Below are 19930 nucleotides of genomic sequence, written 5' to 3'. Positions count from 1 at the left end.
ACCAGTCCTTCTACTGCAACGCGTTCAGGGCCGAGCTGTAATCCGGTTCATTGGCGATTTCCGGAACCAGTTCCGTGTGGACCACCTTTCCGCCCTCATCCACCACCACCACCGCCCGGGCCAGCAATCCCCGCAGGGCGCCGTCCAGGATCGTCACGCCATAGCCATCCCCGAACCCCTTGTTCCGGAAGTCCGAAAGGGGCACCACCTGCTCCAGCCCTTCGGCCCCGCAGAAGCGTTTCTGGGCGAAAGGCAGATCCGCAGAGATGCACAGGACCACCGTGTTGGCCAGGCCGCCGGCCTTTTGATTGAAGGTCCGCACGCTCGTGGCGCAGGTGGAGGTGTCCAAGCTCGGAAAGATGTTCAAGACCACCCGCTTGCCCTTGAGCTCCGATAGGCTGAGTTCGGAAAGGTCCATTCTGGTGAGCGTGAAGCCGGGAGAATCCTGGCCCACCCGCGGGAGTTCGCCGGAGGTCTTCACGGGTGTGCCTTTGAGCGTGACTTGGGCCATCGGGGCCTCCTTGGATTTTTCTCAGAATATCCTTCCGCCGACCTCCTGTGCGGCCGATCTTGGTACGGGGAGGTTCTTGCCTTTTGAGCCAGCGGATTTATCTTGGCTTTTCAGCCTGCCCATCCAATAATTGTAAAAAATAGAGAAACTAATGTCCCAGGACCCGGCGTCCATCGGTCGTTACCAAGTCCTCAGCCTGCTGGGAAGAGGCGGAATGGGAGCGGTCTATCTTGTCGAGGATCCCAAACTCAAGCGGCAGCTCGTCGTCAAGGTGGTCCACGAAGGGGGGCGCCACTATGCCCATGCCATGGAGCGCTTCCAGCGGGAAGCGGAGATTTCCGCCCGGCTGAACCACCCCAACATCATCACCGTGCATGACGTGGGCGAGGATCCTGAGCAGGGGCCTTTCATCGCCATGGAATACGTGAAAGGCACCAGCCTGGCGGGCCTCATCCACGACCAATCCTCCCCGCCGGAGGCTCTGCTCTATGTGCTGACCCAGGCCGCGCGGGGCCTCATGGCCGCGGCCACTGCGGGCATCGCCCATCGGGACGTGAAACCCGAAAACATCCTGGTGGGGAACGACGGGCGCGTGAAGCTCACGGATTTCGGGGTGGCCCGCTCCAGCGAATCCCAGCATTTGACCACCGTCGGCGGCATCATCGGAACGCCCTCCTACTTCGCGCCGGAACTGTTGCAGGATGCGGAGGCCTCCCCCACCACGGATTGCTACGCCCTGGCGGTGACGGCTTTCGAAGCCTTCACAGGGACCCTGCCGTTCATGGGCGACAGCATCGCCTCCACGCTATTGCGCATCGTGAACGAGCCCCCGACCATTCCTCCCGGCATGGACCCCAGGGTCAAGGCGGTCTTTCTGCGCGCCTTCGCCAAGCGGCCCCGCGACCGCTTTTCCGATGTGTACCAGTTCATGGGCGCCTTGGTGGACGCTTCCCCCATCGCCGAAGCCGCCAAGTCGAAGATGCACGCGGCCATGGAAGGGACCGAGGTCTCCCTGTCGGGTTTGAGCGCCGGCGGAACGCGCACGCCCACGCCGCTCCGGACCGCTGCGGATCTGGTCCCTCCAACCGCGAGAGAGGCTCCGCCCGCCCCGTATGTGACGAGGGCCTCGCTTCCGGAGCCCTCGGCCGCCGTCTACGCATCGGATGAGCCTGTCGCGCCGTACCCGCCAGCCATGCAAACGCAGCCCCGACAAAGGAATTCGCAGCTCCTGGGACTGGTCTTCGCCGGTGTGGGCGGTCTCGTCATGACCGGGGGCGGCTTTATCGCATGGCGGTGGTGGAAGGCAAGGCCCGCAGCGCCGCCGGTCGTCGCGGGCGCCCCCGCTACAACCTCCATGGCGGCTGCCCCGGTAATGCCGGCCACCGGCTCTAGCGGCCTCGTAAGCACCATTCCAGCCGCGGACCCGAATCCCGGGAACCCCGACGCGGCTGGCGCCAAACCGAGCCTGGACCAGCTTCAGAAACAGTTGAAGGAGTTGCGGGAAAGCAACGCCAGGGAGGCTGAAAGGCTGAAGCAGAGCAGGGGCGGGGCCGCGCCTGCGCCACCAGCGGCGCAGGAAGCGCAAACAGCCGCCCGGCAGGAGCCAGTGAAAATAGAACACCAAGTCCCAACGCCAGCCCTGCCTCCCGTCACGCGCCTTCCCCTGCCGCAATCTCCCTCGACCGCGCTTTCCACACCGCCCCGGATCCTCTCCAGAGCCGCGGCGAATTTCCCCCGCCGCGCCAAGGAAATGCGGTTCGAGAGCGGCAAGGACCATCTGGTGCGCCTCAGTGTCTCTGTGGATGAACGGGGACGGCCTGCGGCCATCACGGTGCTCGAGGGCGTGCCAGGCATCTACGGCTTCAATGAGGAAGCCATTTCCGCGGCGAAACGTTCCACCTTCGCGCCAGCCACCCGGGGGGGCGTCGCGCAGCGGGAGGCCATCGAAGTGGTCTACGTCTTCAAGGCCGGACGTTGAGCGGATGCCGGATCAGGCCCGTGGCCGGATCACTTTTTCAGGCCCGGGGGGAAATTCGCGAGTAGGTCCCGCACCGCCTTCTGGATTTCTTCCTGGGCATCTTCGGGGTTGTCAAGGTTCGTCAGCGCGCCTTCCGCGGCCCCCTGCCAGACCAGTTGATTGGACCTGCTGTCCACGATCTCCAGGATGATGGTGCCTTCGCGGTAGTTGTGCACCTGACTGGCGCTGAAGCGGGTCCCCACGCCGTAGCCCCAAGGCCGGCGGCTCCAGCCATATCCGCCGCCAAAGCTGGTGGTCGTGCGGTAGCGCTTGTTCCGATAGACCGGGTAGTAGGTCACCAGGAAATCCGGTTCGGCCACCACCTCCTGCTTGAAGCCCTTGGATTCAAGGACGGCCTGGACCGACGCCCGCACACGCTTATCCATGATCGGATCGGTGCCACTGCCCTTGCCCTTGGCCCGTTTGCTCGCCGCATACCAATCGAAGGTCTGGTAGCTCGCGTAGGCGATGGCGGGATCGAAGTCGGTCTTGACCGTGTAGGTGGAGCAGGCGGCGAAGAGGGCCAGCCCGAGGGCGGTGGCGGTCATCCTGAGGCGGGTCATGGAATCCTCCTGGCTGGGTGCTCGTAGCTATGGATGCCTCCCGCCCAGGAAGGTTGGGTCCCCTTCATGAACGAGGGGGACCGCCCGGTCGCTTCGCTTCCTCTGCGTCCCCCTCGTGCTCCCCACGTGGTCTCCGGGCAAAGCCCGGACACCGCGTCTCATGTTTTCGTGGGCGACTCCAGGGATTCCACCCGGCCGTCCCGCCACACCATGAAAGCCCCTTCGAAGGCCCATGGAAGCGCGATGCCGTTGCCTTCCACTTCATGGGTATGGAAGTGGCCGGTGATGAAGACATCTGGCGCCTGGGCCGCCGCCGCGGCGCCGAAGGCTTGCCGCGGGAACACCAGCTTGTAGCTCCGGTTGGTGGTGCGCAACTGCCGTTCCAGCTTGGCGGCGATGAAGGCCGCGAGACGGCTCGGCATCAGGCGGAACAGCAGCCACATGGGGCCTGAGCGGGAGATGCGGTTCCACAGCCGGTACTGCCAGTCCCCGGCGTTGATCAGGTCCCCATGTTCAAAGGCCAGCGCCTCGCCTTCCAGGCCGCCTCCCACGCCTTCGCCCATCAGGTCGAACAGCCCCGCATGGCCATCCAGGAAAAATTCCCGGTTGCCCATCCAGAGTCCCACCCAGCGTCCCGCCCGGCGCCGTTCCCGGGCCCAGGACAGAAAGCTGCGCTGGGCGTCGGAGGTCATCCCCGGCAGGCCCACCCACACATCGAACACATCCCCCAGGAAGAGCCAGTCGGCTTCCGGATGCACGCGGGTCGCCGCCTGCAACCCCACCAGCTCCTCGCTCCAATGGGGATCAGCCACCAGGATCAAAGGCCTGGCATGATCTGGCCTCTTGGCGCCGCCGCGCTGCCAGCCCCAGGAGGCGAGTTTCCGGGACCGCACCAAGCTCAGGGTGGCGAAGGCCAAGCCCACCGTGGAGCCCAGAACCGTCAACAGCCAGGTGGTCCATCGGCCAGGGGCCAGGTGGCCCCGATCCAGCGCCCACAGCGCGGCCAGGCTTGAAATGGCCAGGATGATAAAGATCCGGAAGTGCCGCCGGTAGGGAGGCAGATCCCTCCGCATTCGCGCAAGCAGAGGCTCCGCCCCGGCGGCGAGCAGAAAGCCGGGCAGCATGGAAATCAGGATTTCGGCGCGTGTCATGGCTTCATCCAAACACAGAGTCCATGGCCTTCGCCAGGGGTGGGTGCGCGGAGTTCGCTTATCCTGGAGGCATGCGCCTGTGTGCCCTGCTGACGGCCCTGCTGTGCCTCCCGGCCCCCGCCCAAGGAGGTCCGCGCAGGGATCTGCCCGCCCGGCATTCGACGCTTCCAGGGCCTGGCCTGGACCGTCCAGATCTCCGCAAACAGTGGGACCAATTCTGGATGGGTGGACGGCTGCGGCCCACGGACCTGGACCGCAAAGCCAGGCTCGCGGCCCAGGAAATGGCCCGGGTCCGCCTGGCTCAGCCAGCCCCTTCGGTACCCGCCACCGGCATCCCCAATTCCGCGGCCTGGGTGAACCTCGGTCCTTTTTCGAACCTGGTGACCGCGGATTTCCCGGATGTGGATAGCGGCCGCGTGACGGGCATCCTCACCCATCCCGGCGATCCCCGCATCCTGTACCTGGCCACCAGCGGCGGCGGGCTGTTCAAGTGCGTGAACGCCGATCCCGCCACGGACCGGGATTGGATCTGGACCTCTGTGAGCGACGGCTTGCCCTGGGCCAGCAGCATGGGCACCTTGGCGGCCGGCGCGGTGGCCATGAGTCCCGTTGATCCTGAGGTGATCTTCCTGGGGATGGGCGATGCCCACGGGGCCGAAGCCCGGGGCTTCTTCAGATCCAGCGATGGCGGATCCACCTGGACCGCCAGCTCCGGTTTGGGCGCCACAACACGCACCCATTGCATCCTGCCCCTCGATGCGGAGGTCGTCCTGGTGGGTGGAAACGATGGCCTCAAGCGCAGCGGGGACGGGGGCCGCAGCTTCGTCCCGGTGGACCTGGGCGGCCATTCCACCGGCAAGATCTGGAGCCTGGTCCGGTTCTCCGCCATGGATCTGGCCTGCAGCCTGGAACCGGCAGGGCTGGAAAGCACCGGCAGCATCTGGCATTCCCACGATGGCGGCGCCACCTGGACTGAAGCCCAAGTGGGCGGCATCGTCCCCATCCGCATGAGCCTCGCCACGAGCCCGGCCGACCCGGGCATCGGCTGGGGCCTCGCGCAGGTCCTGGGAACCGTGGCGCCGGGGCTGCTGAAAACCACGGACCAAGGCCGCACATGGAGCTTCCAGGCCGCGCCGGAACAGGCCGGCGGGCTCTTCCAGGGCATCGGCGCGGATGTCCTGGGCTACGACGGGACCCAAGGGTTCTACAACCAGGGCCTCGCGGTGGACCCGGACCATGCCAACCGCATTTTCGTGGGGACCACGGCCTGCCTCTACCGCACCGAAGACGGGGGACAGAACTGGACCCAGCTCACCCACTGGTACGCGAACCGCCACGTCTACGCCCACGCGGATTTCCATGTGGGAGCCTGGTCCAAGACCGGCCCCAGGACCCTTTTCCTGGGCAATGACGGGGGGCTATGCGTCGTCCGCGGTCCCCTGCTGGACAGCGCCGCGGTTCCCACCAGCGGCATCGGCCCAGGCGCCACGGTGCCCAGCCTCCTCACCTTCATCGACAACCGCCGCAACCGCGGGCTGTCCTCCCACCTGGTCTACCGCCTGGGTTCGACCCTGGCGCCCATCCCCTCCGGCGCGCGGAACCTTATCAGCCTCGGGCTCCAGGACAATGGCACCCGCCTAAGGCAGGACGAGGGCGCGGGGCTGTTCGTGAGCAGCACCTTCGAGGACCGCGTGGGCGGAGATGGGTTCGGGACGGTCATCCATCCGTCCAATGGAAACCTGATGCTCGGGTCCCTTTATACTTCGCTCATCATGAAGACCACGGACGGCGGAGCGACGCCGTTCAAGCCCAGCTTCAACGGGCTCACCGACGCCGGGACCAACGCCCCCTTCGTGACCGATCTGGTGCTTGGCGCCGCCGACCCTACGGGCAACACGGTCTACAACCACTCCTTCGACAAGGTGTGGCGGAGCAGCGATTTCGCCGACCATTGGCAAGCCCTGGCCATGGATGGTTTCGATCCTGATCGCAACATCCGCGCGGTCGCCGCGGCGAGCACAGACGCCTCCACGCTCGCCATCGCCGCCAGCGGCACTTCGGATTTCCAGGTGGGCTCAGGCACCGGCTACATCACCACCGGCGGCCCCTGGAGGCAGTTCGGCCCCCTGCCCAACAACGACCGCTACTTGAGCCACATCTGGTTCGACACCCAGGACGCCCGGATCATCTACGTGGCTTCGGTGTCGCCGGACCTGGACCGCAGCCACGCGTGGAAGAGTCTGGATGCGGGGTTCAGCTTCGCGCCGATGGATGTCGCCAACGGATTTCCCTTCGGCATTCCGGTGCATGTGATCCAGAACAGTCCGGCGGATTCCAACACGCTGTTCGCGGGCACGGATTTCGGGGTGTACCGATCCTCGGACGGCGGCGCCTCCTGGTCCCGCTTCGGAACCGGCCTGCCTTTCGTCGCGGTGAGGGACCTCTACGCGGCGCCAGACGGGAGCTTCGTCCGCGCGGCCACCTTCGGCCGCGGCGTGTGGGAGATCGGGCTGCGCAGCGGCACGGTGGAAGTCGGCATCGGCCCCTCCCAGGCGACCCTGCCCAGCGGCGGATCGCGCACCTTCACCGCCGCCATCCTGGGCGCGAGCGACCAGAGCGTCGCCTGGGACGCGACAGGTGGAAGCCTGTCTCCCCAGGGCAGCCGGATCCTGCGCTATAAGGCGCCGGACGCGCCGGGAACCTACACGCTGAGGGCCACCAGCTCGGCGGATCCCACGCGTTCCGCCTCCGCCGCCATCCTCGTGAAAACCCGGGACCTCAATGGCGACGGGAGCGTGGACATCCTGGACCTGGCGCTCGCCGCGGCCGCGTACAAAGGCCCTGGCTCGCCCGCAGCGGACACCAGGGCGGATTTCGATGGCGACGGCGACTTGGACGATGAGGATCTCGCGGCGCTGCTGCTTGGGCTGTGATCGAAATTGAAGCGTGAACATCCTCCCGTTCCGTGAGATACTGGAAGGTCACGTGTGCTTGTAGCTATGCGCGAGGATCCATGCCGCAATCCCTGTACAAATTGCTATCCAGTTGCACCGACGGTCAGCTGCGCAGGATCTGCGACTACCGGAAGCTGCCGGTGCCCCAGCGCTGGGAAGAAGAGCCCGAAGGCCGCCTGCGGCTGCTGAAGACCATGGTTTTCCATCTCGAGGACTACACCCAGCTCTCCAACACCCTTGCGGACCTTGAAAGCAAGGATCTGCTCGCCCTGAAACATCTGGTGGAATCCGGCGCCCTGCCCGAACCCGGCATGGAAGGGCATCTGGCGGACCTTGGACTGATCCTGCCCGAAGGCACCGGCTGGGTGGTGCCGGAGCGCGTGGCGGACGCCCTGGCCGATTTCGACGACTGCTCTTTGAGCTTCCAGGGGCAGCCCGATGCGCTGCTGCAGCCGGCTCCGCTCTACGGCTTTTCCATGGCGCTCACGTCCGTGCTGCTGCGCTGCGTGGTCGGCATCCGCGTCCTCAAGGGCGGCCTCCCGGCCAAGAAGGATCTCTCGCAGCTGCTGTCCCGCAATGTCTTCCTGCAGGAGGACCGGGACGCCACGCTGCTGTTCACCCTATTGCACCGCCTTGGATTCCTGTGGAGCCGCGAAGGCCGCGTGGACACCCTGGTGCCCGCAGTGCTGATCCATCCGCCTCGATGGGTGGCGGAGCGGGCTTTCGCCAGCCTCCTGGAACACGATCTCACCTTGTGGGACATGCCTCCGGCGGAAGACCGCAGGTTCCTGATGGAACACCTGCTCGAACGCCGCGGGCAGGTGCTGGCCATCCAGCCCTTCCTCGCATTCCTGAAGACACTCCATTCCCTGGATGAAGGCCGCACCCGCACTTCATTCCTGCCCTTCCTTGGACGGATGGGCCTGATCGCCCTGGACGGGACACGGGAACACTTGAGCCTCACGGCCCACGGCGAGGCCCTGGCGCAGGAATACCTGCTCCGCGATCTGCGCGGCACCGATGCCCACTGGGCGCCCCTCATGACCGAGCCGCCCCTGGTGCTGCAGCCCACGCTGGAAGGGCTCACGCCCATGTTCCAGAACCCGCACCGCCTGCTCAAATTGGCGCAGCTGGCCGAAGTCGAAGGCCTGGACACCATGGTCACCTTCCGCATCGGCCCCGATACGTTGGTCCGCGCTTTGGATTTCGGCCAGAGCCTCGACGACATCAAGCAGCGGTTGGGAAACCGGACCGGCGATGCCACCGCGGCCATGCCGGCGACCCTGCTCCAGCTGCTGGATGATCTCGGCCAACGCGTGGGCGAGGTGGAAGTGCAGCAAGGCAAACGCCTGGTGCGGGCACGAAGCGCCCACCTGGCCGATGAGCTGCGCCTCCGGCCGGAGCTCATCCCTCTCAAGCTCGTCCCCATTTCCGACACGGTGCTGGAAGTCCAGGGCAGCGGAAACGCCTTCGCCCTGCTGAAGGCCGCGGGCTACCTGCCCAAGCCCGGCCGCTTCCTCCCCGTGAGCCTCGATGAAGAAGAAGACCTCTACCTCTGGTCCATGGCCTGCCTCTCCTTCGTGGATGAGAAGGGCATGAACCACCATCTGGAGCCCGTGCGGCAGATGGTCCGCACCGCCTTGCAACGCCTCCACGACGAGGACCCGAACCTCTTCCAGGAAGTGCAGAAGCGCGTCCCCATGCTGCATCTCGGGGGCGGCAACCAGGCTGCCGAGGAGATGCGCCTCATCCTCGATTACGCCGCCGGCCGCAATCTCATGGTGGAACTCACCTACCTGCCGCCGGCCGCCCACCGCACGCAATTGCGCCGCGTCACGCCCCGGTCCATGGAAGGCGACCATCTGCAGGCCTTCTGCCACCTGCACCAGGAGGAGATGGCCTTCCGCCTGACCCGCATCCAGGGCGCGCGGCTGCTCAATGAGCGCGGCTGGAATCCCGGGCAGGCCCAGGCCGGGTGAGCCTGGACAGCTGAAGGCCCCCATGCGGGGGCCTTTGAAAGCGGTCCGGCCTTCGGCCTACTGCGCCTTGACCCGCTCCTGGCTGGCCGCCGGAAGAACCAACGGCTGTTTCACTTCGATGACCGGGTAGTCGGATTTGGCGGGCTTGTTCGGCGTGAAGGTCGTGGTGCCCGTGGCCCGGCGGTCCTTGGCGGAAGCGAGCACCGCCGGGGATTCAGGAACAGGCGAAACGGCGCCCTTGCGGGAACCGGCGCGGCCATCGCGGTCACGGCTCACCTGGGCTTGGGAGGATTCATTGGCCCGCTCGGTCTTGTTTATTTCGGCGGCCGCGGCAGCCGCCGCCTTGTCTGCCCGCTGCTTCTGCTGGAATCCCCAGGCTCCCAGCCCCGAGATGACCAGGGCCACGGGGAGGCCCGCGGCCAGCAGCAGCCGCATGGGCCGGTTGCGGGCGGTGTTGCGCCGGCGCAGGGCTTCGGCCCGAAGGCTGTCGGCGAGCTTCACCATCTCGGGCGTGGGTTGCACATCGAAGAAATTCGATTCGAAGCTGCCGACGGGCAGGCCCACGAGGCCCCGCAGCTCGGCACGCAGTTCGCGGTCCTCGGTGGATTCGTCTTGGCGGGCGGGATCAAGCCAGGGCATGGATGCCTCCGGGATTCAATTGGTCTTTGAGCTGGGCCTTGGCCCGATGGATGCGGGTCTTCACCGTGGCCTCTGGGATGCTGAGGATGTCGGAGATCTCCCGGATGGAAAGGCCTTCAACCACGAAGAGCCACAGTGCTTCGCGGAAGGTCGGGGACAGCGTGCGCATGCGCTCCCGGATTTCCCGGTTCAGCAGCTGATCCTCGGCGTCGGCGGACCGGCCGGGCTCCATGACCACCTCAAGGCTGAGGTTCTGGTTCTTCATGGGCCGGCGCTCGGTGAGGGCCAGGGTCCGTACCGTGCCGTAAAGGAAGGCCGTGGGATGCTCCACAGGAACCTGCCGCTGCATCAGGATGACAAAGGCTTCCTGGGCGATATCTTCCGGGTAGACCGCGCCGAAGCGGCGGCCATAGTTCACCAGCCTCGGATAGAGCTCCGAGAAGGCGCTGTAATAATCCGCAGTCGTCCCGAACGGGGAATTCTCGGCCAGATGGCCTTTGGGCTTGAGTGGTTCAATGGGCTCATTGGGGCTTTGCATGCGTCGCTCCGAGGCTTGGATGCCCGGGCGGGAAGGAAGGTTCCCGGTGGGGATGTCGCCCCGCTTGGATAGTCTAGGACCATGGACCCAATCCCGCAGCCGAATCCCTTGAAGCCCTGGGCCGACACGCTCCGGGAGCTCGGGGTCATGGGGTTGGTCCGGGAACCGGCCGTGGCAGCTCCTCCGGCCCCCGAGGCCCGGCCCGCCGTGGCTAGGCCGCCCGCTCCTCCCGCTGCGCGCCACCCGAGCCCGACGGCCGCCCCGCCTCCGGGCTACGCCCCTCCGGACGACCCTGTGGGCAACCCGGCGCGGGACCAGTGGTCCTCCGCGAAGGACCTGGCTGCTTTGGCAGACTGCATCCAGGGCTGCCTGGCTTGCGCGCTCGGACCCGGGCGCTTCCGCTTCGTCTTCGGCGAGGGCGATCCCAAGGCGCGGCTCATGTTCATCGGGGAAGGCCCCGGCAAGGACGAGGACCAGCAGGGGCGGCCCTTCGTCGGGAAGGCCGGGGAGCTGCTGGACAAGATGATCGGAGGCATCGGGTTGAGGCGGGACCAGGTCTATATCGCCAACGTGGTGAAGTGCCGTCCCCCCGACAACCGCACGCCCACCCCGCAGGAGGCCCAGACCTGCCTGGGGTACCTGAAGCGGCAGATCGAGCTGATCGACCCCAGCGTCATCGTCACCCTGGGGGCGACGCCCTTGAGGGAGCTGCTGGGCGTTGCGACCGGAATCACGAAGGTGCGCGGGACCTGGCAGAGATTGGAACTGCACCGGGCCATCCCGGTCATGCCGACCTTCCACCCGGCCTATGTGCTGCGCCAGTACACCAATGAAGTCCGCGGCGCGGTCTGGGCGGATCTGAAGGCGGTCCGTGCCTGGCTGGATGCGCATCCCTGAACCGTGGCCGGATGCTTAGTGCCGTCCTGCGCCCGGCATTCGCGACCGTAACGAACTAACCAGAAAAGCGCTGGTTATTTCGCAACGCTCGCTACGTCGTCCTGCGCCCGGCATAGAGGCTCCAGCTCTGCGAACCTAGTGAGCAGGAGGGCGCACTGCGCCCGATAGCTGGAGCGACCGTAACGAACTAACCAGAAAAGCGCTGGTTATTTCGCAACGCTCGCTAAGCTTTTAGTGGGGGATTCTCCAATGCGCTTGTTCAGTTTCATGATGGTGGTGCTCATCGGTGCCGTGCTGGTGCTGCTGGCCAACCTGTACGTCAGCAACTACAACCTCTTCAACAAGGAAGTGCTGCTCTACGGCGATACCCAGATGCGCGTGTGGGCCTTCACGCTCGTGGTCCTGGCGGTGGGTTTCCTCATCAACCTCTTCTACAACGGTTACGCCGCGCTCCGGGACATGGTGAAGGGCTTGAACGCTTCGGCCGCGACCCGCATGGGCCGCCGCCTTTCCAGCCGCCTCACCGATGCGCGGGCCCTCATCGCCCACGGCCTCATCGCCAAGGCCAAGGTGATGCTGGAGGAGATGTACGAGGACCATCCCGAGCATGTGGGAACCGCGATGCTCTACGGCGACGTGATGCTGAAAAGCGGCGATGCCGAGGCGGCCGCGAAGCATTTCGAGAAGTTCTGCCTGAAGCATCCTGACCATGTGGAGGCGCGCTACCAGTTGGCGGAAGCCCTGCTGGCCTCGCGCAACTCCGACGGCGCCCTCGGCGTGCTGAAAAAAATCGTATCCGCCTCGCCCAAGCAGGCCCTGCGCGCGCTGCGCCGGCTGCGGGCCCTGCATACCGAAGCCCAGCGCTGGGACGAGGCCCTGGAGGTGCATAAAAAGCTGGTGGCCCATTTTTCGGGCGAGCTCAGCGCGGGAGAGAAGGCCCAAGGGATGGCCCTGGCCTATCAGGTGGGATTGTTGAAGGTGGATGCGGATCAGTACAAGGACGCCGCCCAGGCCTTCCAGCAGGTCGTGAAGGACGATCCGAGCTTCATCCCCGCTTATCTTTCCCTGGGCCGGTGCCGCATCCTCCAGGACCAGGAAGACCAGGGGCTGGAAATCTGGGTCGAGGGCTTCCGCAGCACCGGCGAAGGAGCCTTCCTCCAGGAGATCGAGGACTACTTCATCCAGAGCGGACGGCCCGAGGAAGGCCTGGCGGTGCTGCGCCGCATCTCCGCCATCAGCGAACACTCCGTGCTGGCGAAGTTCTTCCTCGGCAAGATGCTCTACCGGCTGGAAATCCTGGACGAAGCGCTGGAGCAATTCCTGGAAGTGCGCAGCCAGGTGGTCTATTCGCCCATCCTGTATTTCTACATGGCGAAGATACACAGCCGGCGCGGACGCCTGGACGCCGCGCTGAACGAATACCGCCAACTGCTCCGCAATCTCGGCGTCCTGAAATTGCGCTTCGAATGCGGCGTCTGCTTCAACCGCACCACCGACTACACCGACCGCTGCGAGCACTGCGCCGCCTGGAACAGCAGCCACTTCCTGTTCAAGGAGAACGAAATGCCCGAAGCCCCCCTGCGCGGCGAAAGCGGGCAGTGGATCACGATGGGGTGAACTCGGGCCGCAGGCTGCAAGCGGTGGGCTGTTGGCTCACTGCGAAGCCGGCCAGCGGACCGTGTAGATCATCCGCTCCATGGCGCGGGAATAGGGCGTCCAGTGGTTCTCGCCGGCTTCCTTGATGCCCCGGAACATGGCTTCCAGCTTGCCGTCGAGATCATCAAGGTAGTGGACGAGCAGGGCTTCGGGCGTCTTGGGCAACACCGGGCTGCCGAACTCAAGTTTCCCGTGGTGGCTCAGCACGATGTGCAGCAACTGCATCCGCAACTCCTCGGGAAACCCGTTTATTTTTGCGGCTCCCCGGTTGATCCACTCGCATTCCATGGAGATGTGGCCGATGAGGTTGCCTTCATCGCTATATCCAAAACTGCGCTGGTAGCTCAGCTCTGCCGTCTTGCCCACATCGTGGAGGAAAACCCCCGCCAGCACGAGGTCCCGGTTCATGGCCACATAGTGCCCGCAGGCCCGCTCCGCCATGGCGAGGATGGACAGGGTGTGCTCCAGCAGGCCGCCCAGGTAGACGTGATGCAGGCCTTTGGCGGCCGGGGCCTTGGCGAAGGCCGCGCGCAACGCCGCGTCGTCCACGAAGAAGCCCGTGAGGAGCTGCCGGATCCAGGGATCCTTCACCGAGGCGATGATGCCATCCATCTCCGCGAGCATCTCGGGAACGGGCCGCGCGCTGACCGGAAAGAACTTCGAGAAGTCTCCTACTTCCGAATCCGGCGCGAAGCGGACTTTGTCGAGCTTCATCTGGGTGCGGCCGTTGTAGCTCGAAATGGAACCCTTCACCTTGAGGAAGCAGTCCGCCGCGATGCTGTCCATGTCGCCTTCGATGGCCCGGACGTCCCAGAGAAAGCCCTTGAGGTCGCCGGAGGCATCCGACAATTTCAATTCCAGGTATTCGGAACCCTTCGTGCTGATCTTGAAAGCGGCTTCCTGGGCCAGCAGGAACCCGGTGAAGGCGTCGCCCTCCTTCAGTGTTCGGAGGAGTGGCTGGTCGGGGGCCGAAGTGGGCAAGGGGCTTCTCCTGAAATTAATTAAACCGTCGAGAAATCATAACCCGCTCAATTTTGCTCGGAGCACCACCCGCCGCGTCGGCCTACGGCCGACATTAGGGCCCGTAACGCCTCGGCCAGCGCTTTTCTGGCCGAGGCGCAACGGACCCTAATGGTTCGTCGGGGATTTGGGGTGGATCAGCGTGGGCTCTTCGCCGCCGCCCTCTTCCCAGGCGAGCCGCTTTTCTTCAAGCACTTCCACGAAGCTCCATTGATCATGCTTGGCGGCGCTTGTGCCCGGCAAGGCCAGCACCCGCACCTTCAGCAGGCGGTTGTACAGCGGGAACTGCAGCTCGTCGCCGGTCTTCACTTCCCAGGCCGCTTTCTTGGGCGCGCCGTTGACGCGCACCATGCCCTCGTCGCAAAGCTCCCGGGCGAGTTCCCGGCGCTTCACCAGATGGGTCTTCTTGAGGAAAGCATCGAGGCGCACGGCACCATCCTACGCCTGAAATCAAGGGGATGGATCATCCCTTGAGGATTTGTTCCTTGGGGACCATGTAGCGCACATTGCCGCGGGTCCGCAGATTGGCCAGGTACTGCTCGATGGCGTTCTGCGCCTTCGGCTCCTGGAGCTTCCCCATGATCTGCGCTTTCACTTCGGCGAAGGGGAGCGCTTCTTCCTTCTCAGCCTGGATGAGTTGCACCAGGATGATGTCCTTGTCCGTGTCGATCGGCGCCGAGACCGCGCCGGCCTTGAGGGAAAGCGCGGCCTGTTCGATGGCGGGCCGCATCAGGCCCTTCTCCATCCAGCCCAGGTCGCCGCCCGTGTCCTTGCTGGCGCTATTGCTGTACTGCTTCACCAGGTCTTCGAAAGGTTTGCCGCCGTTGAGCTCTTCCTGGACCTTGGCCAGCGCGGCCTTGGCGGCTTCGCCCTCCTGGGGCGTGGCGCCCTTGGCAAGCACCAGTTCGCGGATGCGGAAACGGGTCGCCTTCTTGTATTCGTCCTTGTGGTCTTCGTAGTAGGCCCGCAGTTCCTGGTCCTCGATGGCGACCTTGGCGTAGACCTCCGAGCGGAGGACCTCCTGCTGGAGGATCTGCTGCTTGGTGCGCTTCAGGTATTCCTGGAGCCCGATGCCCAGAGACCCGCGCAGGGCTTTCTCGAAATCCGCGTCCGTCGCGAAGTTGTTCTGCTTCTTGATGTCTTCGACATAGGCGTGGAGATAGTCGTCGCCGACCCTCTGCGCGAGCCCCAGATCATTGGCCTTGTCTTCCACCAGGAAGGCGTCGATCAGCCCCTGGAGCGTCTTTCCCCGGCCCTGCTTGAGCTTGTCGTCGAGTTCCTTGCCTGAAAACTGGCGGTAGAGCGCCGCATGCTCCTGCTCGACCGCCTGCTGGAATTGGTGGCGGGTGATGATGTGGCCATTGACGATGACCAGGATCTCCTCGCGTATGTCTGTGGCGGAGCTGGCGCCGGTGGCGGCGATGGAAGCCAGGACTGGCGCGAGGAGGATCCGGTGGGCCGACATGGGTTCAGTTCAGTTCTGCTTTTTGGGCGCGGCCGCGGTGTCGGCCTTCTTGGCGGGGGCGCCAGTCTTCTTGGCTCCCGCATCAGCCTTCTTGGCGCCCGCATCGGCCTTCTTGGTCTCCGGGGCGGCCTTCCCAGCGGCAGCCGGGGCTTCCGCCTTCACGGCGCCAGCCTTCGTTTCGCCGTAGACCTCGAAGGGGATCTCCTTCTTGATCCCATCCAGGTATTCGTTCCAGACCTTTTCCTGGCGCTCGGCCTGGGCCATCTGAGGAATGTCCTTCGATACGGATTCGAACGGCTTCAAGGTGCCCTTCGGAGCCTTGGCCGTGACTTCCACGATGTGGTATCCGAACTGCGTCTTCACGGGCTCGCCCACCACGCCGATGGCCTGGGTCCTCACCGCGTTCCCGAATTCAGGCACCATCTGGCCCGGATCGAAATTCTCGTAGAGGCCGCCGTTGTTCTTGCTGCCCGGGTCGTCCGAGTATTCCTTGGCGAGATCAGCCAGCTTCTTGCCGGCCTTCACTTCGGCCTGGATCTTGGCCAGCTTGGCCTTGCCTTCGGCGTCGCTCACTCCGTCCTTGTCCTGCTCGTTGGCCTTCACCTTCACGAGGATGTGGCGCGCGGAGTAGGTGTCCACGGTGGTCTGGAACTTGTCCTTATGGGCCTCGTAGTAGGCCTTGGGGTCGACTTCAGACTGTTCCAGCTTCTTCTTCAGGGTTTCCTGGTCCCTGGCCATCAATTCCGTCGCGACGATCTGGTCGGCCGCGAAGGCAAGTTTCTTTTTGAAGGGGTCCGTGTGGTGGAGGCCCAGTTTCTTGCCTTTGGTGACCAGGAGGCGGAATTCGATGTAGCTCTTGACATACTGCTGGCGGGCCTGGGGGCTCGACTCCATCTGCTGGCGCTGCTGGGGCGTGATGCCTTGGAGCCCCTGCTCGATGTCGGACTCGCGGATCACTTCGTCGCCGACCTTGGCGATGAGCTTGTCCTCGGGCGCCTTCGCGCCGGGCCCGGGGAGGCTTGGCGAATTGGTGGAAACACCAGCCACGATGCCAGGATTCTGCTGCGCCTTGGGCTCGGCCTTGGCTTCGGGTTTGGAGGTCTGGGCCACGAGGCTCAGGCTGGCAAGGGTGATGAGGGTGCTTCGCAGCATCAGGGGACTCCTAAAGGGGTGAAGTGCCATTTAGCGGACTTCGCAGTTGCGACATGGGGAGGGGAGAATGCCGGTAAAGTTTCAATACGGAATGAAAGAAACGACCTTCGGCCCAAACAGAGATCTTATCATGGCGAACCGATGAAAGCCTCCGGAAATTCAGGCGATCAGACTATCCCGGCCTCCCCAAATGCGGCGTCCGCGGCGGAGGTTCCCGGCCCCTGGCTGGACCGTCTGAGGGGTGCGCTCCGGAACCGGGAAGCATCCATCCGCCAACGGCGCATCACCCCGGCTTCGGGACTGGATTTCTGCTCCAACGACTACCTGGGCCTGAGGCGCGACCCGAGGCTGGCCCAGGCCGCATTTGAAGCGGCCCGGGCCCACGGTTCAGGCAGCGGCGCGGCGCGGCTGCTGCGGGGCACGACGCCTCTGCACGATGCCCTGGAAAAATCGCTCGCCGCATGGAAGGCCTGCGAAGCCTGCCTGTTGTTCAACACCGGCTTCCAGGCCAACGCCACGATGCTTCCCGCCTTGGCGGGCCCCGGCGACGCTGTGTTCTCCGATGCCTTGAACCACGCCTCCCTGGTGGATGGGTGCCGGATGGCCAAATCGAACGGCGCGCACATCGGGGTCTACCGCCATCTGGATCTGTCGGATCTCGATGCGCAGATGCGGGCTTGGCGGGCTTCCAGCTCCGGCCTGGCCCTGGTGGCCACCGATGGAATCTTCAGCATGGACGGCGATGCGGCGGATCTTCCCGCCTTGGTCGAACTGTGCAAAAAACACCACGCGCTCCTGGTGGTGGACGAAGCCCACGCGACTGGACTCCTGGGCCGCACCGGCGCCGGCCTCGCAGAACTCCAGGGCGTCCACGGCCAGGTGCACGTGGTGATGGGGACCCTCGGCAAGGCGCTGGGAAGCTTCGGAGCCTTCGTCGCGGGGCCCTCGCTGCTCGTGGACCACCTGCTCAACACCGCCCGCGGCTTCACCTTTTCCACCGCGTTGCCGCCGCCCGTCGTGGGCGCCGCCCTCCAGGCCGCAGAACTGGCCCAGGCGGAGCGATGGCGTTCCGTCCGAGCGTTGGAATTCGCCGATCGCGTGCGGGGGGCCTTTGGGCAGCCGCACCAGGATTCCGCCATCTGTTCCCTGGTCGTGGGCGAGGAAGGTCGCGCCATGGACCTCGCATCCCGGATGCAGGCTGAGGGATTCGATGTACGCGCCGTGCGGCCGCCCACGGTGCCGGAAGGAACCTCGCGCTTGCGGATCACCACGGGCGCCCACCTGGAGGAGGCCCAGGTCGACGCCATGATCCAGGCTCTCCGGGACCGCTTGTGAACCACGATCTCGCCGCCTCCCTGCCTTCGCCCCTCTGGGTCCTGGGAACGGATACCGACGTAGGCAAGACCTGGGTCGCCGCGCGCATCGCCGAGGCGTGGATGAAGGAGGGCCCGGTGGTCTACCGCAAGCCGTTCCAATGCGGGGTCGCGGAGGACGATGACCCGGATTCGGACCTTTCCGCCCTTCGGGGAAGAGGCGCCCGCGCGGAGTCGTTCGCTTCCTTCCTCGCGCCCCTGTCCCCTTTGGCCGCAGCGGAAGCCGAAGGACGGCGACTCGATCTGGACGCTGCCCTGGCCTGGTGCCGCCACCCCAGCGAAGGACGCCTGCTGCTGGAAGGCGTGGGCGGCTTGTTGGTGCCGCTCTGCGAAGACCGGCATTTCCTGGCCTGGGCATCGGAGCTGCAAATCCCTTGCGTGCTGGTGGCCAGGGGCGGCCTGGGCACGCTCAACCACACGCTCCTGAGCTGCGAAGCCCTGATGCTCCGGGGTTGGCGCATCGAGGCGGTGCTCCTGAACCCCGGCCTTGACCGGTCCTTCGAAGCCGCGGAGGGGAATGCCGGGATCCTCAGGCGCTTCCTCCCGCTTCGGGTGGAGGTCGTGCGTGGCGATGGCGGCCGCCCCGGTTTGATTCCCGGAAGGGGCTGAGCCATGCCTTCCCCGCTGCCCGAATCCTGGCCCGGCCGCCTGGCCCTGGACCATGCCCATGTCTGGCACCCCTTCACGCAGATGAAGGACCACGAATTGGATCCGCCCATCCCGGTCATCGGCGGCGAAGGCTGCGACCTGGTGCTGGCCAACGGCGACCGCGTGCTAGACGGGATCAGCAGCTGGTGGACCTGCCTCCATGGCCACGGCCACCCCAAGCTCATGGCGGCGCTGGAACGGCAGGGCGCCAGGCTTGACCATGTGATGTTCGCGGGCCTCACCCATGAGCCCGCCATCGAGCTGGTGGCGCGCTTGCGTCCCAGGCTGCCCCACGGGCTGACGCGCTGCTTCTTCTCGGACAACGGCTCCACCGCGGTGGAGGTGGCCCTGAAAATGGCCTTCCAGGCGCAGTTCCAGAAAGGCCAGACGCAGCGCATTCGTTTCGGCGCCCTACACATGGGCTATCACGGGGACACGCTGGGCGCGGTCGGAGTCGGCGAACTGGATAATTTCATGACTGGGCTGTTCCGGCCGCTGCTGTTGCGTTGCGAGCGGCTGGCGGTGCCCGAGGACCCGCGCCGGGAATTGGATGCGGATTTGGCAGGCTGGCCCGAGGCGCTGGAAACCGCGCGCCGGAGCCTCCAGTTATTCTTTGAACACCATGGCGATGGGCTCGCGGCGTTCATCGCCGAGCCGCTCCTGCAGGCGGCCGGGGGCATGCGCATGTGGCCGCCGGAGCTCCTGGCGGAACTGCGCGCCCAATGCGATGCCTACGGCGTCTACCTGATCCTCGATGAAGTCATGACGGGCTTCGGCCGCACGGGCAGTTTCTTCGCCCACAGCCAGGCGGGGGTCGCGCCGGATCTGCTCTGCCTTTCCAAGGGCCTCACCGGTGGCGTGCTGCCTCTGTCGCTGACCTGGGCCACCGATGAAATCTACGGCTGTTTCTGGGCCGACCACGCCGAGGGAAAAGCCTTCCTGCACGGCCACAGCTACACCGCCAATCCCCTCGCCTGCGCCGTGGCTTGCGCCAGCCTGGCGCTCTTCGATGAACAGCCGGTGATGGAGCAGGCGGCGCGATTGGGCGAGGCCATGCGCTCCGCCTGGAGCCAGTTGACGCAGCATCCCGCCGTCCGGCGGCCGCGGATCCTCGGCACGGTGGCCGCGGCCCAGTTGGTGGACCCTGCGACGGGCGCGCCGCATCCGGTGGATGCGCGATTCGGATGGCGACTCCATCGCAAAGCCATTGAAGCGGGGCTGCTCATAAGGCCCATCGGCGATTGCCTATACTTCATGCCGCCCCTGGGCACGCCCCCATCCCGTGCCAAAGAGGCCGTGGACACTATCACTCGCTTGTTGAAATAAGCCTCGCTTGCCATGGCCCCGAAATGTTTCTATCCTCGGGA

At 65.5% G+C, this 19930-nt stretch carries 17 protein-coding genes; 8 read left to right on the top strand and 9 right to left on the bottom strand.

Annotated elements, in window-relative coordinates:
- Positions 1 to 10: 10 nt before the first annotated feature.
- Positions 11 to 511, bottom strand: coding sequence for a thiol peroxidase (tpx, locus tag IPQ13_10820; GenBank protein ID MBL0211385.1), 501 nt, complete (start codon positions 509 to 511; stop codon positions 11 to 13).
- Positions 512 to 662: 151 nt separating this feature from the next.
- Here tpx and IPQ13_10815 point away from each other — a divergent pair, with 151 nt between their 5' ends.
- Positions 663 to 2489 carry a TonB family protein gene (locus IPQ13_10815; GenBank protein MBL0211384.1) on the top strand — a complete coding sequence of 609 codons (1827 nt, stop codon included), beginning with the start codon at positions 663 to 665 and terminating at the stop codon, positions 2487 to 2489.
- 29 nt (positions 2490 to 2518) lie between these two features.
- On the opposite strand, the gene IPQ13_10810 is transcribed toward IPQ13_10815, so the two are convergent.
- Positions 2519 to 3091, bottom strand: a complete 573-nt coding sequence (locus IPQ13_10810) for a DUF4136 domain-containing protein (protein MBL0211383.1) — start codon at positions 3089 to 3091, stop codon at positions 2519 to 2521.
- A gap of 158 nt (positions 3092 to 3249) precedes the next feature.
- Positions 3250 to 4242: a hypothetical protein gene (locus IPQ13_10805; protein ID MBL0211382.1), complete on the bottom strand. Its 993-nt coding sequence runs from the start codon at positions 4240 to 4242 to the stop codon at positions 3250 to 3252.
- 71 nt (positions 4243 to 4313) lie between these two features.
- Between IPQ13_10805 and IPQ13_10800 the strand changes: the two genes are divergently transcribed.
- The gene (locus tag IPQ13_10800) at positions 4314 to 7175 is read left to right on the top strand and encodes a hypothetical protein (protein MBL0211381.1); all 2862 of its coding nucleotides are present in this window, start codon (positions 4314 to 4316) and stop codon (positions 7173 to 7175) included.
- An 80-nt stretch (positions 7176 to 7255) separates the two neighbouring features.
- On the top strand, positions 7256 to 9175 hold the full coding sequence (locus IPQ13_10795; GenBank protein ID MBL0211380.1) for a helicase-associated domain-containing protein: 1920 nt from the start codon (positions 7256 to 7258) through the stop codon (positions 9173 to 9175).
- A 57-nt stretch (positions 9176 to 9232) separates the two neighbouring features.
- Here the strand turns inward: IPQ13_10795 and IPQ13_10790 are convergent, their stop codons facing one another.
- Together IPQ13_10790 and IPQ13_10785 are read right to left on the bottom strand one after the other, a co-directional pair.
- The gene (locus tag IPQ13_10790) at positions 9233 to 9814 is read right to left on the bottom strand and encodes a hypothetical protein (GenBank protein MBL0211379.1); all 582 of its coding nucleotides are present in this window, start codon (positions 9812 to 9814) and stop codon (positions 9233 to 9235) included.
- On the bottom strand, positions 9801 to 10352 hold the full coding sequence (locus IPQ13_10785) for an RNA polymerase sigma factor (protein MBL0211378.1): 552 nt from the start codon (positions 10350 to 10352) through the stop codon (positions 9801 to 9803). The genes IPQ13_10790 and IPQ13_10785 overlap by 14 nt, the downstream gene beginning before the upstream one ends.
- 147 nt (positions 10353 to 10499) lie before the next feature.
- On the opposite strand from IPQ13_10785, the gene IPQ13_10780 reads away from it, so the two are divergent.
- Together IPQ13_10780 and IPQ13_10775 are read left to right on the top strand one after the other, a co-directional pair.
- A complete protein-coding gene (locus tag IPQ13_10780; protein ID MBL0211377.1) occupies positions 10500 to 11249 on the top strand; it encodes a uracil-DNA glycosylase in 750 nt (249 codons plus the stop codon).
- Positions 11250 to 11498: 249 nt separating this feature from the next.
- Complete coding sequence (locus IPQ13_10775) at positions 11499 to 12866, top strand: tetratricopeptide repeat protein (GenBank protein MBL0211376.1); 1368 nt, start codon at positions 11499 to 11501, stop codon at positions 12864 to 12866.
- 36 nt (positions 12867 to 12902) lie between these two features.
- Here the strand turns inward: IPQ13_10775 and IPQ13_10770 are convergent, their stop codons facing one another.
- The 4 genes from IPQ13_10770 to IPQ13_10755 form a co-directional block, all read right to left on the bottom strand.
- Positions 12903 to 13886: an HD domain-containing protein gene (locus tag IPQ13_10770; protein ID MBL0211375.1), complete on the bottom strand. Its 984-nt coding sequence runs from the start codon at positions 13884 to 13886 to the stop codon at positions 12903 to 12905.
- Positions 13887 to 14033: 147 nt separating this feature from the next.
- Complete coding sequence (locus IPQ13_10765; protein ID MBL0211374.1) at positions 14034 to 14354, bottom strand: RNA-binding S4 domain-containing protein; 321 nt, start codon at positions 14352 to 14354, stop codon at positions 14034 to 14036.
- 34 nt (positions 14355 to 14388) lie between these two features.
- Positions 14389 to 15390 (bottom strand): peptidyl-prolyl cis-trans isomerase, encoded by a 1002-nt coding sequence (locus IPQ13_10760; GenBank protein ID MBL0211373.1) that lies wholly within the window; start codon positions 15388 to 15390, stop codon positions 14389 to 14391.
- A gap of 9 nt (positions 15391 to 15399) precedes the next feature.
- Positions 15400 to 16542: a peptidylprolyl isomerase gene (locus IPQ13_10755; protein MBL0211372.1), complete on the bottom strand. Its 1143-nt coding sequence runs from the start codon at positions 16540 to 16542 to the stop codon at positions 15400 to 15402.
- 141 nt (positions 16543 to 16683) lie between these two features.
- Between IPQ13_10755 and IPQ13_10750 the strand changes: the two genes are divergently transcribed.
- The 3 genes from IPQ13_10750 to bioA are packed head-to-tail and all read left to right on the top strand — an operon-like array spanning position 16684 to position 19889.
- Positions 16684 to 17877 (top strand): 8-amino-7-oxononanoate synthase, encoded by a 1194-nt coding sequence (locus tag IPQ13_10750; GenBank protein MBL0211371.1) that lies wholly within the window; start codon positions 16684 to 16686, stop codon positions 17875 to 17877.
- Complete coding sequence (bioD, locus tag IPQ13_10745) at positions 17874 to 18524, top strand: dethiobiotin synthase (GenBank protein ID MBL0211370.1); 651 nt, start codon at positions 17874 to 17876, stop codon at positions 18522 to 18524. Before IPQ13_10750 ends, bioD begins: the two co-directional genes overlap by 4 nt.
- 3 nt (positions 18525 to 18527) lie before the next feature.
- Positions 18528 to 19889 carry an adenosylmethionine--8-amino-7-oxononanoate transaminase gene (gene bioA / locus IPQ13_10740; GenBank protein ID MBL0211369.1) on the top strand — a complete coding sequence of 454 codons (1362 nt, stop codon included), beginning with the start codon at positions 18528 to 18530 and terminating at the stop codon, positions 19887 to 19889.
- Positions 19890 to 19930: the final 41 nt, after the last annotated feature.

This window comes from Holophagaceae bacterium, from assembly GCA_016720465.1.
Classification (GTDB): domain Bacteria; phylum Acidobacteriota; class Holophagae; order Holophagales; family Holophagaceae; genus JANXPB01.
The sequence above is the reverse complement of the archived record's forward strand: the minus strand, read 5'-3'. Positions and strand labels throughout refer to the sequence as shown.